The 15555-nt window shown below is 46.0% G+C and carries 7 protein-coding genes and 1 pseudogene; all 8 read right to left on the bottom strand.

All coding sequences use genetic code 11. The features are described from left to right. Positions 1-45: 45 nt before the first annotated feature. Positions 46-5472: pseudogene (locus ABCM67_RS13835) on the bottom strand (SNF2-related protein); the annotation flags it as partial. Between the two features lie 1514 nt (positions 5473-6986). After that, a complete protein-coding gene (locus ABCM67_RS13830; protein ID WP_117640125.1) occupies positions 6987-7328 on the bottom strand; it encodes a TnpV protein in 342 nt (113 codons plus the stop codon). 904 nt (positions 7329-8232) lie between these two features. Next, on the bottom strand, positions 8233-10329 hold the full coding sequence (locus ABCM67_RS13825) for a DNA topoisomerase 3 (protein WP_096241064.1): 2097 nt from the start codon (positions 10327-10329) through the stop codon (positions 8233-8235). Between the two features lie 92 nt (positions 10330-10421). Then, positions 10422-11102 (bottom strand): DUF4366 domain-containing protein, encoded by a 681-nt coding sequence (locus ABCM67_RS13820; RefSeq protein WP_004612753.1) that lies wholly within the window; start codon positions 11100-11102, stop codon positions 10422-10424. Further along, on the bottom strand, positions 11092-11430 hold the full coding sequence (locus ABCM67_RS13815) for a DUF4315 family protein (RefSeq protein WP_004612754.1): 339 nt from the start codon (positions 11428-11430) through the stop codon (positions 11092-11094). The genes ABCM67_RS13820 and ABCM67_RS13815 overlap by 11 nt, the downstream gene beginning before the upstream one ends. 17 nt (positions 11431-11447) lie before the next feature. After that, positions 11448-13919: an NlpC/P60 family protein gene (locus ABCM67_RS13810; protein WP_096241065.1), complete on the bottom strand. Its 2472-nt coding sequence runs from the start codon at positions 13917-13919 to the stop codon at positions 11448-11450. Positions 13920-13951: 32 nt separating this feature from the next. Continuing rightward, positions 13952-14263: a hypothetical protein gene (locus tag ABCM67_RS13805; protein WP_096241066.1), complete on the bottom strand. Its 312-nt coding sequence runs from the start codon at positions 14261-14263 to the stop codon at positions 13952-13954. Between the two features lie 93 nt (positions 14264-14356). Continuing rightward, the coding region (locus ABCM67_RS13800) for a DUF87 domain-containing protein (protein WP_342992927.1) at positions 14357-15555 on the bottom strand (1199 nt) is incomplete at its 5' end.

Genomic DNA, 15555 nt, shown 5'->3' with positions numbered 1-15555 from the left:
CTCCATTTTATGTCCCCGCCAGAGAAAACTCTGACGGGAAATCTTTTATAACTCCTGTTCGTGTTTTTTCTTTGCAGTTTTCTGTACAGGTGGCTGTTCCGCTGTATTCTGCTGTGCCTTCTCCTGCTTTAAGCGTTCCAGAATAGACGGCTTATGGATTCTGTCTGCTGTTTCCGGAAGTTCTTTTTCTTCTACAGCATCCCTGCTATCTGTGCTACTTCCTTCTCTGCCAATATCCTCATCTGCCATAATCGTCTCATTGCCCTTTTCATCCATGTTTAGCAACGCATTTAACTCGGATAACCGTTCCATCTTTTCATTCAGCTCTGCTTCTTTCGGGAATGGTTTCTTTACCTCTTCCTGTGCAGTCGCAAGCTGCTGTTGTACGGTTTCCAATTTCTGCTCACTTTCCGTCAGCTTCCTGTCAATGGAAAAAAGGGTGTTATGGATACGCTGCATATTTCCTACCGGGTCTTTTCCGATCTCCAGCTTATAAGAACATTTCCCTTTGACCGTCAGTTCAAATGCATTGGAGAACATATTGTAGGAAGCAGATAACGTAAACCCATGATATTCCCCGACCTTTCCACCGGTGCTAACGGTTTTTAGTCCTGCACAGGCAGCGATCAATGCCTCGCCTGCTTCTTTCTTATCTTCATAAAGGACATTTCCTACTGTCATGGCAAACGTGTCATTATCCTGTAAATCCACGCTTTTTACTACCTGGGAATCTATCTGCATCCCGGCAATCCGCTCTTTCAATGCACTGATCTGTACCGGGAAATTCTTTGCAATATCGGATTCCAGACGGTAAATCTGACTGGTATGGTTTGCCTTTAAGAGTTTCAGTTTACTCACCTGCACATCCAGATCCATTTTTTCCTTAATGTACGGATTGCCTGTAGCAAGTGCCTTGATCTCTGCATAGGACAGTGCCGTATCATCCACATCTTCACAGGCCCTGACCGGGGATTTACTGGTCATGATCTGACTGATGAACTTCTGCTTATTCTCCAAAATCTGCCACATATACGCATCAAAAGTGTTCTCCGTCACATACCGGAATATCTTTACTTTGTCATTCTGGTTTCCCTGTCTTAAAATACGTCCTTCCTGCTGTTCCAGATCAGACGGCTTCCACGGACAGTCAAGGTGATGGAGGGCAATGAGCCTGTCCTGTACGTTTGTACCAGCACCGAGTTTTGGAGTGGAACCCATAAGGATTCTCACCTGCCCGGCCCGTACCTTTGCAAACAAATCTGCTTTCTTTGTCTCCGTGTTGTATTCATGGATAAACGCAATCTCTTCTTTCGGGATTCCCCTGGCAACCAGTTTGTTTCGGACATCATCATATACATTGAAAGTCCCATCCCCTTTTGGAGTAGACAAGTCACAGAAGATCAGCTGTGTTGTCCGATCTGCTTTTCCCTCGTCCCATACCTGAAAAGCATTTTCCACACAGGTATTGACCTTGCTTTTTTCTGCATCCGGAAGGAGTTCATTTAATAGCCTCTGATCCAATGCACATTTTCTTCCGTCATTGGTAATCTTGAGCATGTTGTCCACCGTTGGATTCACAAGACCGGCTCTTACTTCTTCCGCACGTTCCGAAAAGGCACTGACCATTTCCTGCTGTTCTTCACTTGGTTTTAAGACTTCATTGATAAACTCTGCTTCCGGTACAGGAAGATTCAGCATATCCGATGTCTGAATATCCGCAGCTTCCTTAAAAATGGAGATCAGCTCTGGAAGATTAAAAAAACGGGCAAACCGTGTTTTCGCACGATAGCCCGTTCCTTCCGGTGATAATTCGATTGCGGTTACTGTCTCCCCAAACGTTGCCGCCCAGGAATCAAAGTGTCCCATACCCATACGCATGAGTGTGTCATACTGGAGATAACGCATGATAGTGTAAAGCTCGGTCATACTATTTGATACAGGAGTACCTGTAGCAAAGGTGATTCCTCTGCCGCCTGTCAGTTCATCCATATACCGGCATTTCATAAACATATCCGAACTTTTCTGTGCATCCGTCTGTGAGATACCCGCCACATTCCGCATTTTTGTATACAAAAAAAGGTTCTTAAAACTATGGCTCTCATCCACAAACAGCCGGTCTACACCCAACTGCTCAAAAGTTACCACATCATCCTTTCTGGTCTGGTCATTGAGTTTCTTCATCCTCGCCTGCAGACTCTTCTTTGTTTTTTCCAACTGCTTGATGGTATAATTCTGCCCTGCCTGATGTGCCGCTTCTTCAATGGAAAACGTAAGATCTGCGATCTGATCTTCCAGCATGGCAATCTGCCGTTCTCTTGAAAGAGGGATTTTCTCAAACTGCGTATGGCCGATGATCACGGCATCATAATCCCCTGTCGCAATACGGGAACAGAACCGTTTTCGGTTTGCCGGCTCAAAGTCTTTCTTCGTTGCCACCAGGATATTTGCTCCCGGATAGAGACGTAGGAAATCACTGCCCCACTGCTCGGTCAGATGGTTTGGCACAACATAAAGATTCTTTTGTGAGAGTCCCAGCCGTTTTGATTCCATACCGGCTGCGATCATCTGGAACGTCTTTCCTGCTCCTACGCAATGAGCCAGTAACGTATTATTTCCATACAGCACATGAGCCACTGCGTTTTTCTGATGCGGCATCAAGGTGATCTCCGGGTTCATGCCGACAAACTGAATATGGCTTCCATCATATTCCCGTGGACGGATGCTGTTAAATCGTTCATTATAAATTTTACAGAGATCTTCCCGTCGGTGCAGGTCTTTAAATATCCACTCCTTAAATTCCTCTTTGATCAGCTCCTGCTTCTGCTGTGCCAGCATCGTTTCCTTCCGATTTAATTCCCGGTGTTCCCCATCGGCATCCTGTACCGTGTCATAAATCTTGGTATCTCTAAGGTTTAAGGCATCTTCCAAAAGGCGGTAGGCATTGGCTCTCTGTGTTCCATATGTGGAAGTAACAAGGGCATTTCCGTAGCTGTCCACATTTTTTCCCATAACATTCCACTGTCCGGTCACTTCGGCATACTGGACTTTGACCTTGCTCCCTACATAATATCTTGGTGTATGGAATGTTTCTGCCATGAACCGTGTAATGTAATCCTCGGAGATCCAGGTTGCCCCAAGTCTTGCTTCAATCTCTGATGCATCCAGATCTTTTGGCTGTACCTGCTCCAAATACTGCACATTCACCTGATATTCCGGGTGATCTTCTGCAAACTGTTTTGCGATCTGCAGTTTCTCCCTCACATTTCCAGAAAGATATTCATCCGACGGCTCCCATTTTTCACCGATCGGATTCTTAAAGATCACCCCTGCCAGTTCTTCTGTAAGCTCCTCTTCTGTTTTCCCTGAAAGCTGTGCCATATAGGAAAGGTCAACGCCTGCCCTCTCACCAATGCAAACCGCAAGTGCTTCACTGGCAGTATCCACGGAAGTTACCGTTTCTGCCCTGCGGATCGTCCTTTTGGTAAAAATATCCGCTTTCCGTTTCAGTTCTCCCTTATCATCCAGAAATTCCAGAGAAGTCAAAAGACAATAGCTGCTGTCCTGACTAAATGCCCTCTTATTGGCATTGCTGCTGATAAGACCATATTTTGCTGTAAAGATATCATATTCTTCATTGAGTTTTTCCTGCAGCTTTGTGATCTGCTCATCGCTTCCCTCTTCCATCTGACACCGGATCAGTTCATTCGTAACATCACGGATCTTCACCATCCCTTTGACACGTTCCGCTGTCATTGCCGGAAGCTCCATGCAGTTCATCACAGAATTTTCCCGGTAATAGACTTCCTCATTCACTACGGTAAAACTGAAATTCTTTACCTCCGGGTCTGCCGGTATAAAGACAACATCCTCCTCCAGCTCTGTATCCGAAAGTTCCAGTTCCGTGATCGTGCCATGGATATTCTGGACAGCTTCTTTTAATTGTTCTTCTAAGGTAATTCCTTCTTTTGGTTTTACGGTCACTTCCTGCTTTCCATACTGGGTACTTTCTGTAGTAAACTCACCAAGCACCATTTCCGGATGCTCTGCAAAATAAGCATTGACTGAATAGCCTTCTGGTGTTTCCTTTAAATTTAACCATTCCAGTTCCTCAATGGATGCCCTGTCCCTTTTCTGGAAAAACAGAATATCAGAAACAACGCTGGTATTGGCATTTCTCTGGAACGCATTATTCGGTAATCGGATGGCTCCAAGCAGTTCTGCCCGGTTTGCGATATACTGTCTCACTGCCGGGTTCTGCTTATCCATCGTTCCACTGGAAGTTACCACTGCAACTACACCGCCCGGACGGACCAGATCAAGGGATTTTGCAATAAAATAATCATGGATCATAAAATGATGCCGGTCATATCTGCGGTCACTGACCTGATACGCCCCAAATGGAACATTGCCTATCACACAGTCAAAAAAGCTGTCCGGATAACTGGTTTCCTCAAATCCCTGTACTGCAATCTTGTTTTTCTGGTAAAGCTGTTTTGCGATTCTTCCCGAAACCGGGTCGAGTTCCACACCGTACATATTGGCTTTGCCCATACTCTCCGGGATCAGTCCCATAAAGTTACCGACACCACAGGACGGCTCCAGAATATTTCCCTGTTTCAGTCCCATATTTTCCAGTACTTCATACATACTTCGGATCACGGTCGGGGACGTATAAAAAGCATTTAAGGTCGATGCCCTTGCTGCACTGTATTCTTCCGGCGATAAAGTATTCTTTAATTCCAGATACTCATTCGCCCAGCTGCTGTTACTCTCCTCAAATGCCTGTGGGATACCACCCCAGCCAACATAACGGGATAAGATTTCCTGTTCTTCGGGTGTTGCCAGACGTTCTTCTTTCTCCAAAGTCTGTAACAAATGGATGGCTTCCATATTTGCTTTATACTTTGCTTTCGGACCGCCTGCTCCAAGGTCATTATCCTGAATCCGAAAGTTATGCGGTTCTGTTACAATCTTTTCTGCTTCCGGTTTCAAATATGGCTGGAATTCTCCTTCATATCCAAACAGTTCATTTTCTCCGGGAATATAATTGCGTCCGGTTTCCAGGCACCGGAACACATCGGCAGTTGGTGCATTGCTGACTGCATAAAACTCATCATACGAATATTTAGGGAAATCTTCTGTATGATAGGTCGACAGATGAAGTTCTGTATTGGAACGGGTCTGTGCAACCAGATCTTTTCCCTCTAGTCCTTCCGGCAATACCCCTACTGCTTCAAAGTGATACCCCTGATACTCAAAAACACCCTCATCCCAGGACTCTGCCAGTTCTTCTGCGGTTTTAGCTGTTGTCTCTTCTTCTGGTTCAGTTGGTTCCTGTCCCTCAGAATCTTTCGTTGTTTCCTGTTCCTGACTTTCCAGAATAGATTCTTCGGCAGTAACCTCTTCCTCTTCTATTTCCTCCACATCTGACATATCGACTACGGTCGGTTCTGCCACTGCCTTCGTATCCAAGAAATCAAACATGGTCATCTGGTGCCCTGACGGTTCTGTAAAGAATGGTTCTGCTTCTGGTGTCGGGAATATCGTATAGGTTCCTTCTGCATACTGATGAAGTTCCGAAAGAAGTTCTGTTTTTTGCTGATAGTTTGTCCCATACGCTTCAAAATCCAATGGAAGAGCTGCCAATGCTGCATCCATATTCTGTAACAGTTCTTCTGTCTGCTCTGGATTCTCTAAAACTGCCATCATTTCTTTTCTTGGTTTTTCCCAGAAGAAGTCCTCCGTAAATGGTCTGTCCATCTCTTCCGGAAGACGGTCATAAAAACGGAGTACCTTATTTGCCATCTGCTCCCGTTCATATTCCGGCATACGAGCATAATCTTCTGCCTGCAAGAACTGGTCATTCTTTATCAGATAAGCTACTCTATTTGCAACTTTATTCCAGGATAATAAAATTGACGTATATGGATTCCCATAAGCACCTCTTGCAAGAAATAATCCTTTTCCATCATAGTTTGCGTGTGAATCATCGGCACCAGACAGTGCATGACTGCTTCCACCGATCCCATACTGTTCCTTGATAAAACCTGTCCTCGATCTTTCATCTTCATGCAGCAGATAAAAGGAATACGTCCTAAGCCTGCCCTGCGAATACGCTCCACCTCCTGCAAGATAAGCATCAATCTCATCCTGTGTAATGAACATCGGATGTTCTTTCCAGGCAAAGCCATCCCTAGCCTGATAAGGAATCACCTCATCCGCAAACTTCTGAAACTGCTTTGAGATATTTATAGGATTATAATGATGGAAACGCATAATAGAATGATTTTCTTCATAGGCTTCTGCCAGTGCATCCAGTCTTTCATTCAGTTCCGAAAGCCACTGTGGATCTTCCAGCTTTTCTTCCAGATAATCCGTGATCTCCGGATAGATACTGTGAAGATGTGGTAAATCCTCCTCATCAAAAACAATCTCGGCTACCCCTTCTGCCATATCCCCTTTCATATAGGCAAGAGCCTGTGCATGTTCTTTTACTGCATTGTTTCTTGCTGCATCCAATACAGACTGCGGTGCATATTCACCCTGGTCTAAAAGCTGATGGATACGTCCGCTGACATCTTCCCATGATAAAAATGCCTTATCTAAAATCTGGTCTGTGACCGTATGCCCCACTACGATCTGCATCCCGGTTTCATCAAACCAGACCGAATATTCACTTCCATCAATCTGAAAGCCTTTTCCACCTTTGCGGTATTCACGCTTCACAAACTCCGTATATTCCTCCGGGGCCTGTTCGCTCATAAAATTATAGATGATACGAAGTTGACTGCCCGCCCGGTTTCCTCCTGTCCGTAAAATATCATCGATAACGCTTTCTGGAATCGGGATTTCTCCGGCATAAAGGGCTGCTGCCCTTTCCTCGATCTGCCGTCTTTGTTCATTTGCAGTTGGATATTCGGGCAAAGATAAAGCAGAGGCAATTTCTTCCTCTGCTTTACTCAGTCCATCTTCTCTTGTATCTTCAACTAGCTGTATACCAATTCCGTCAAGATGCTCTCTTCCGCTGTTGCCATCAGTGCGTTCATATGTGCTGTCCAGGCCATCGGGTCTGCTTCCTTGTCCGGTGCCGGATGGTTCTTCAGCAATTTCTCCATCTGGCTGTCCATCCTCTCCTGTGCTGCCTTCTCGATTTCTGCCAGATGGCTGTTCAGCTTTCCTGTCAGGAACAGGCTCTGATACAGGCTGTTCTTGTGTTCCTTCAGGAATCTCCTCCGAAGCATCCCGTATTTCCCTATCGTCACTTCTTCCTCCTCTACGGTCAGGTTCGGAAACAGGTAATCCCCCTTGCGATGATATGTCAGTTCCATAGTCGGTTCCTCCTTCATTCTCGATATTTTCTTCTTTGTTGTTTTCTACGTCCTGATTTTTATTTTCACGCATTAACGTGTTGAAGTTATTATAATTCCTTTCACTGGAAATTTCAACCTCTTTTCTGGCTTCTTCCAGAGAAATTTTATGTACCGTCCTTCCAATGTCAATCAGAACACTCTCACTGATCTGGCTTGCTGCATTTCCAAGAAAGGTCAGTACAGACAGCCGGTTATAATCGGTAATATGCATAAAATCCTCTTCTTCCAGAAGCTCCATCGGTTCCAGACCACACCGTCTGCAAAGCATGTAATATACACTGTCCGTTGCAAGCTGGCGGAAATCACTGCGGATCGTAACTTCATCCAGATCTTCTAGATACGTTCCTTCCGCTGCATATTTCAAGCCGTCCAGATATTCTTCCAGACTGTCTGCGACCATTTCCCTTGCAACCGCCATCAACGCATCCGATAAAGTCCCTGTATCTTTTTCTTCCAGACCATACGCTTCTGCCAGATGGGTAAGGATCTCTTCCTGCTGATGTTCCTGCATCTGCCACAGGTAAGGGCTTCTTCCGCCTGCCACCATGTGCGTATCTGAAATATCAAACACATACCGGAGTCTGGTATTATGACCATTCTCGTCAAGCAGGGCGATTCCCCTAGCTCCCCGGTTTACCCAGCGGAACATTTTCTCATTCCACAGTTCCAGGGACGCACAGGCGGTTGCCTGTGGATGCTGTGCGTGGATCAGTAACTGGTCTGTAAAAGGATACCGGTATAGTCTCGCTGCGGTATCCATATAACCCATCCAGTCCCTTGGCGAACTGCTCACCAATGTCGCATGTTCCTGTGCCAGTTCCCGGATGTCCTGTAATTTCGACATACTGCCTACCTCCTTGCCTTATTTCTTTTTCTTCTTTGGAAATTCCAGATGGAACCTTGGCTTTCCGTCCTCCAGTGTCAGTAAAAGATCTGCGTCAAACTTTATATCTTTTTTTCTGGAATACAGCCCTTTTACATGGGTGCAGGCTTTATCAAGAAGCTCCACTGCCATCTTTTTATCCAGTGTTTTCTCCATGCTTCCTAAGAAACGGTTTTCTTTCCAAAGGGCAAAATCACACTGCCTGTTGGAGCAGTAAAAATTTTGCTTTCCTTCGTAGACATCAGAGCCGCAGACCGGACACTTACCGATCACTTCCCTTGCTTTCTGGAACCTTCTCCTTTCCGTTTCCGGTATTTCCCTGCACACAGAAAGAATCTTATCGACTAAAGAAGTGATCTCACCCATAAACTGTGTATCGGTGATCTGCCCTTTTTCCATCATTAAAAGCTGATTTTCCCATTCGGCAGTCATTGCGGCAGATTTCAGATAAGCCGGCATGACATTCACCAGTTCCCTGCCCTCTGTGCTTGGCAAGATCTGCTTTCCTTTTCTGACTGCATAGCCGGAAGAAACCAGTTTTTCAATGATACCTGCCCTGGTTGCCGGAGTCCCCAGTCCTTTCTTCTCTGTCTCCGAATCAAAGTCTTTATTCCCTGCGGTTTCCATAGCGGCAAGGAGGGTATCTTCATTGAATGGTTTTGGCGGGGAAGTAAAATGCACTGTCTTTTCTGCCTTTACCGGAGAAAGCGTCATTCCTTCTTCATATCCATATGGGATGGAAGTTTCTTTTTCCGTTTCTTCTTCCGGCTTGGCTTTCACGCACTGGTTCTTAAAGGCATTCCCCGCCGCTTTAAATCCCATCTGCACCGGCACTTTTCCTCTGGCAGTAAAATCATGTCCCTGACATTTGACCATAATATCCGTCTGCTCATACTGATACTCTTCCCCTGTTGCCTGCACCAGCTGCTGGCAGACCAGCATCATCAGGTTCTTTTTGTCCGCTGTCAGATCAGAGATTCCTTTTTCTACGGCTTCTTTTGTTGGAAGAATCGCATGATGGTCGGATACTTTTGCATTGTTAATCACTCTGGTGATGTTATGTCCCAGCTGTCCATAATCCAAGAACGGAAGTAAGACTGGCATTTTCCCTACCAGTTCCTCTACGGTATCCCTCATATCCTCCGTCACGAACTGGCTGTCCGTTCTTGGATAAGTGACCAGCTTTTCTTCATATAATTCCTGCAGCATATCCAGTGTTTTCTTTGCCGTATAGCCAAAGTAACGGTTTGCTTCCCTTTGCAGACTGGTCAGATCATAAAGTTTGGGAGGAAACGCTTTCTTTTGTTCCCTCTTTATCTGTGTAATCACTGCTTCCGAATCCATACATAAGGAAGCAAGGAGATCGGCTGCTTCCTCATTTGCAATATTTTCAGAAACTACCGTAAGCCTTCCGTCTGTCAGTGCTACTTTATAAAAGGCTTCTTTCTGAAAATGCTCAATCTTATCCTGACGTTCCGCAAGCATGGCAAGCGTTGGCGTCTGCACTCTGCCCACAACCAGACGTTTAAAATAACAGGTCGTATATGCCCTGGTTCCGTTCATTCCGATCAGCCAGTCTGCCTGTGCCCTGCATACCGCAGCCATGCAGATATTCCGGTATTCCTCTGCTCCTTTCATTGTCTGAAAACCTGTCCGGATTGCCGTATCTTCCATGGAACTGATCCATAAACGCTTCACCGGTTTCCTGCATCCGGCAAGGTCATACACTCTCTGGAAGATCAGTTCCCCTTCCCTTCCTGCATCACAGCCATTTACCAGATAGTCCACATCTGCCCGGTTCATCAGGCTTTTTAACACATCAAACTGTATCTTTTTATCTCTGGAAACTTTCAACTTCCAGACCTGCGGGAGAATCGGAAGGTCATCAAACTGCCATTTCTCATATTTCGGGTCATATTCCTCCGGCTGTGCATACTCTGCCAGATGCCCAAGGCACCAGCTGACAATACAGCTCTCCCCTTCTAAATATCCGTCCTCTTTTTTATAAGCTGACAGGTTTTTGGCATAACTCTGTGCCACACTTGGTTTCTCTGCGATCACTAAAAATTTTGACATACGTTTTTCTGTCCTTTCTACTGAAAAAGGGCAGCCAAACTACTCTGGCTGCCCCCTGTCCTTATTTTGGTTGCTTCTTTGAAGATGGAAGTTTATTCTTCCTCATCCTCTTCTTCATTTACATACGGTCCATCAGAAAACTCCAGCTGTTCGCTTACATAGTCCTCCTCTTTGCCACGTCCATGCTTTTTATAAACGGCAATTCCTGCCACTCCAAGAATCACTGCAAGTACGATTGCTCCAAGTCCTTTTACATTCATTCCCGTCTTTTCTTCTTTCTTCACTTCGGTTTCCTCCTCTACTGCCGGGGTAGTTTCCGGTGTGGTTTCCGGAATCACTACGGTTGATTCTTCGGTTTCTTTGCTCTTTTCTGTCTCATCCAGAAATTCTGCCAGGTCATTCTCATCGACCAGGGACATCATGTACACGTTTTCTGTATTGCTGGAACGGTCAATGACCATATAAAATGTATTTCCCTTCTTGGTCTGGATGGTAAGGAACTGTTTCGTATCATCATTTTCCTTATCATCCACCAGCTGGGCATTTCCCGGAGTAGAAAAAGCCGAATTATCCCCTTCCCCGGTGACCCTTCCGGTATCCTCTTTCTTCTCCGTATCTTCTGTTGATTCTGTTGCCGTTTCTTCTACTACCTGTGTCGTTGTCTCCTCCGCCGGTGGGTTTGCGTTTGCATAAACCGTAGCAATGGATGTCCCGGAGATCATGGTGACTGCCATGGCAATCATAAGCAGTTTCTTTACCACTTTATTCCTCATCGTCTAAAACCTCTCTTTCTGTCATCTGACCAACAGGTGGTCTGTGAACTTCTTCGTTGTTTTCCTTTTTCTGCGGAGCTTTTGCATCCTCCACCGTGATACCGCCGTCCTCATCCATCTGAATCGTAACGGTTCCTTTCTGAATCCCGTCAAGCAGGACAAGCAGGCTGCGGCTGTCCAGCTTCATGGAACGGAACGACTTAACGATCTCTATATCTTCCATCTGCTGTCTCAATGTATTCTGCCGCTTCAGGTGTTCCTGTAATTCAGCGATCTTATCCTCTGTTTTCTGAATATCATTCAGAAGTTTTTTTAATTTCATGTTCATCTGCCCTGTCACCTCCTCTAATGCAGACGACCAAACGCCATAAAATGTTCCTGCCAGTAAGCACTTGCAATGCTGGTATACTGGACAGGCTTGCCACAGTGAATCATCATGTTATTGCCGACATAGATTCCCACATGGCTTGCTCCCGGTGTGTCATAGGTTCCCTGGAAGAAGATCAGATCTCCCGGTTTTGCCTCCGATGGTGATACCTGCGAACAGTGTGACCGCAGCTCATCGGCAGTACATCTTCCGACATTCCATCCATTTCCACAGTTATTGATAACCCAGCTTACAAAGCCGGAACAGTCAAAACCACTTGGGGAATAACCGCCCCATACATATGGAACACCCAGATATTTTTCTGCTTCCTGTATCATTTTTGCAAACTGTGGATCAGATAAAGCATCTGCCGGTATGTCGTAACCAAATCCACTGCTTCCGGTGGGTATGCTGTTTAGATCAAACAGATAATCACGGTTGCCATAATATTTGTTATACGCATCGTAGCGTTCCTGTTCTTCCTCTGTCATACGGCTCCTTAACACGGCATCCAGGCTGTGGTTTGTCATCGTCACATCCAGACGGTTCACCTCTTTTGTAGTCGTGACCTGCACTTCCTGGTTTCCATTGCTGTCTGCTATGTAGGCTTCCCATGTCTGGTGTCCATGTGCGGATGCCGCCGCATGATTGTCATAGTAAACATCGAACTGTACCCCATATCTTGCGAACGCTCCGGTATCTTCTACTACATATTCCACACCGTTCATGACTACATGGGTTCCGATCGGCACAAATGGATTCGCCGCATCCACGGCAATCGTATGGTTTGCTGTCGGCATTGCCCCACTGGCTGTCGGTCCGCCACTCCACTGGCCACAGCAGATCGGGCAGTTACAGTACCCACTTGTCACAACCAGTCCCAAGGACTCCCCTACCCGGACAGTCTTGGTTTCTGTAACTGTTTCTCTGGTAGAGTCTGTGGTGATTCCATACTGCTGTCGGAAGATCTCCTTAATCTCCTCTGCCACTTCATCGTAAGTGAAGCCGCCGTATTTTACCGTAAGATAAGAGATCAACTGATATGGGTTATGACCGATCTCATCAATCTGGTACCGGTATTCGTCATAATCCGGATGGGTGGATTCCATCTGATTGATCTGTGTATTCAGTGCTTCTTCCAAGGCACGGTACGCATTTTCAGCGGCATAAATATCTTCATCCGTACTGGAATAGCTGGTAGAGATGATTGCTGAAGAAGCTCCCTGCAAAGATGCCGTACAGCTGGTAAAACTGGCTGCGATCAGCACAAAGATCAGAGCAAAAACAGCTACCGTGGCAAAAATCCCCCGGTTCTGTGCCGCCACCATCTTGACGGCATCTTTCGCTTTTTCCGTAAACTTCTGTGCGGAAGTGATCGCTGCATCCTTTACTTTTTTACTCTGTCTGGCTGCCTGATACTGCTTCTGGTAACGCTTCTTCTGAAAGAGTTTCTGCAGGGCAGATTTCTTTTTCTTCTCTGCTTCTCTTTTCACTGCGTCCTTCGCTTCATTTCCATAGGCAGTCTCAAATATCAGCCTGCTCCTTTCTGCTTCATCCAGGACGCTTTCTTTTAATCTCCGAGATTCTTCCCTTCGCCCTTTCAGCCGTTCCCGCATGTAGATGGATTTCCTTGCAAGGCTTTCCCCGACAAGCTCTGCCCGGTGTGCCCCTTCCACTGCCGCATTTTCATCCTCTTCTTCGTGCGTTTTCCAGTGTGCTGCTGTGACTGCCGCATCTTTGACTGCCGATGCCGGATTCCGGATACCGATCCCGGCACCATGTACCATGCCGTCACCCTCATCACCAAAAGACAGACGGGAAACTTTTTTCCGCTGTTCCTTCAGCACCCGTTCCCTTTTGGACTTGCCTTTGATCTCCTCGTGGAACTTATCCAGGGAATCTTCCATCACTTCGGAAGTTTCCCGGTAACGGGCAGATTCTCTTTTGGCTGCTTTTTCTTCTCTGGAAGTCTCCTTTTCCTTCCTTCTTTCCTTTGCAGCATAATCCCTGACCATCTTTTTCTTCCGAAGATCCCGGCTGTCTGCAACTGTCTCCAGATATGCCCGTTCCTCTCTTGGCTGTCCACGGATACTCTCTGTGCGAAAGGCAGATTTGGGATTTTCTCCATTTTCAACGGAAATATCTCCCTCTATTTCTACCTCTTCACCCATATCTGAGTTTATATCCTGGTCGGATACATGTTCCCTGCTATATCTGGGTTTTCTGGAACTCTGCTCCGGCTGCTCCATCTCCCGTTCTTCTTTAAGCCGTTCATGTCTGCGTTTACTAAAATCCAGTTCCTCTTTCTTCTCACTGCGGGAAATCTCGGTATCCGTATCCCGTCCGGTGATCCTTTTTTCTTCCTTGTTCCGGAGGTTTTCTTCCCGCAGACCATCCCGGCTCATCTTCTGGACGGTTTTATCTCTCGCCTTATACTCATGCTCCTGCAACTTTGACCATCCCCTTTACTGTTTTGTACCGGTTATTCTGTCTTATCCTGATAGTCCTCCCATTTTTCCAACACTTCATCTGCCATCCCTGCAATGGAATCCGTCAGCTTGTCTGTCATTCGCTCACTTAAAGTCCCCCTTACAGCCAGACAAGATACAATTCCCGTAAAGTCAATCAGTTCTGCCAGATAGATAAGGTCATCCACCATCTCATCAGCCATTACTTTTTCCTTTCTGTCCTTTTCCATTTTCAAAATCTCCTTTTCATTGTCTGCACAGATTCTTTCTGCAAATACGCAGCAAGGCTCACCGCTGCATCTCTCCATGTTTCTGTAATCTTCCATCTTGTAATCCTCCATGATTTCCGGGCAGAAAAATTGCCGGAAGTATCTCCCGGCTCATCCTCTACTCTGTTTTATTTTGTTTCGTTTATTTCTTTAATCGTTCCGTTCTCCAATACCAAGTTTCTTCCGTTTCTCCACCTCGTCCGGCTTGGAAGTCATCAGGGCATACAACATCAGGGAATTATCAAACTTATCCTTGAACGGGATAATGGTACTGCCATAAAAGACCAGTCCCTCACCTTCCCCGCTGTTCGTTACATAAGAAAGCTGGTGTGGGGAAATGTTGAGCTGCTTTGCAAGGATCTGTCTGTCACCGGATGCCTGATTGAGCATCAGTATAAAGTCAGAGTTTTCAAAGATGTTCTCAATCTCCCGGCTGGCTAACAGGTCTTTTACGTTCTGTGTGATACCCGTCGGGATACCACCCCATTTACGGAATCGCTTCCAGATCTCCACGCTGTATGCTGCTGTCTGCTCCTCTTTTAAGAGCAGATGGAACTCATCAATGTAATATCTGGTACTCTTATTCGCAGAACGGTTGATCGTTACCCTGTTCCACACCTGGTCCTGTACGATCAGCATCCCCAGTTTTTTCAGCTGTTTTCCCAGATCCTTAATGTCAAAACATACGATACGGTTACTCAGTTCCACGTTGGTTCTATGGTTAAACACTTTTAAGGAACCATTGACGTAAATCTCAAGTGCCGTTGCCAGACGCTGTGCTTCCTGCTCTTTCTGATTACGGAGAAGATTATATAGATCCTCTAAGATCGGCATTTTTTCCGGTACCGGGTCAGAAAGGAAATCCTGATAGACCAGCCTTACGCATCGGTCAATGACGGTCTTTTCAACCGGCTCCAGTCCGTTCTTTCCGCCTACTACCAGCTCACAAAGAGACAGGATGAAGTCCGATTTTAAGGAAAGTGGGTCATCATCGTCAGCGTAATCCAGGTTAATATCCATCGGATTGATATAATCGTGGCTGGTCGGGGAAATACGGATCACCTGTCCATGAAATGCCCGGACTAACGGATAATATTCACCTTCCGGATCACAGACGATAATGTCATCTTTCGTCACGATAAATGCGTTTGCAATCTCTCGTTTTGCCGCAAACGACTTACCGGAACCCGGTGTACCAAGAATCAGTCCGTTCGGGTTTTTCAGCTTCTTCCTGTCTGCCATGATAAGGTTATTGGACAGGGCATTTAATCCATAATAAATAGATTCCCCAGCCATAAATAATTCCTGTGTGGTAAACGGAACAAAAATTGCTGTGGATGTCGTTGTCA

It is taken from the genome of Blautia sp. 2227st1_G12_2227SCRN_220401 (genome assembly GCF_039062885.1).
Lineage (GTDB): Bacteria > Bacillota > Clostridia > Lachnospirales > Lachnospiraceae > Blautia_A > Blautia_A fusiformis.
This window is presented reverse-complemented; position numbering and strand designations above follow the sequence as displayed.

What these genes read in the sequence shown, in the direction of transcription:
- ABCM67_RS13825 (WP_096241064.1), bottom strand. Translation starts at nt 10,329, where the DNA reads ATGTCAAAATTTTTAGTGATCGCAGAGAAACCAAGTGTGGCACAGAGT.
- ABCM67_RS13815 (WP_004612754.1), bottom strand. Translation starts at nt 11,430, where the DNA reads ATGAACATGAAATTAAAAAAACTTCTGAATGATATTCAGAAAACAGAG.
- ABCM67_RS13805 (WP_096241066.1), bottom strand. Translation starts at nt 14,263, where the DNA reads ATGGAAGATTACAGAAACATGGAGAGATGCAGCGGTGAGCCTTGCTGC.
- ABCM67_RS13820 (WP_004612753.1), bottom strand. Translation starts at nt 11,102, where the DNA reads ATGAGGAATAAAGTGGTAAAGAAACTGCTTATGATTGCCATGGCAGTC.
- ABCM67_RS13830 (WP_117640125.1), bottom strand. Translation starts at nt 7,328, where the DNA reads ATGGAACTGACATATCATCGCAAGGGGGATTACCTGTTTCCGAACCTG.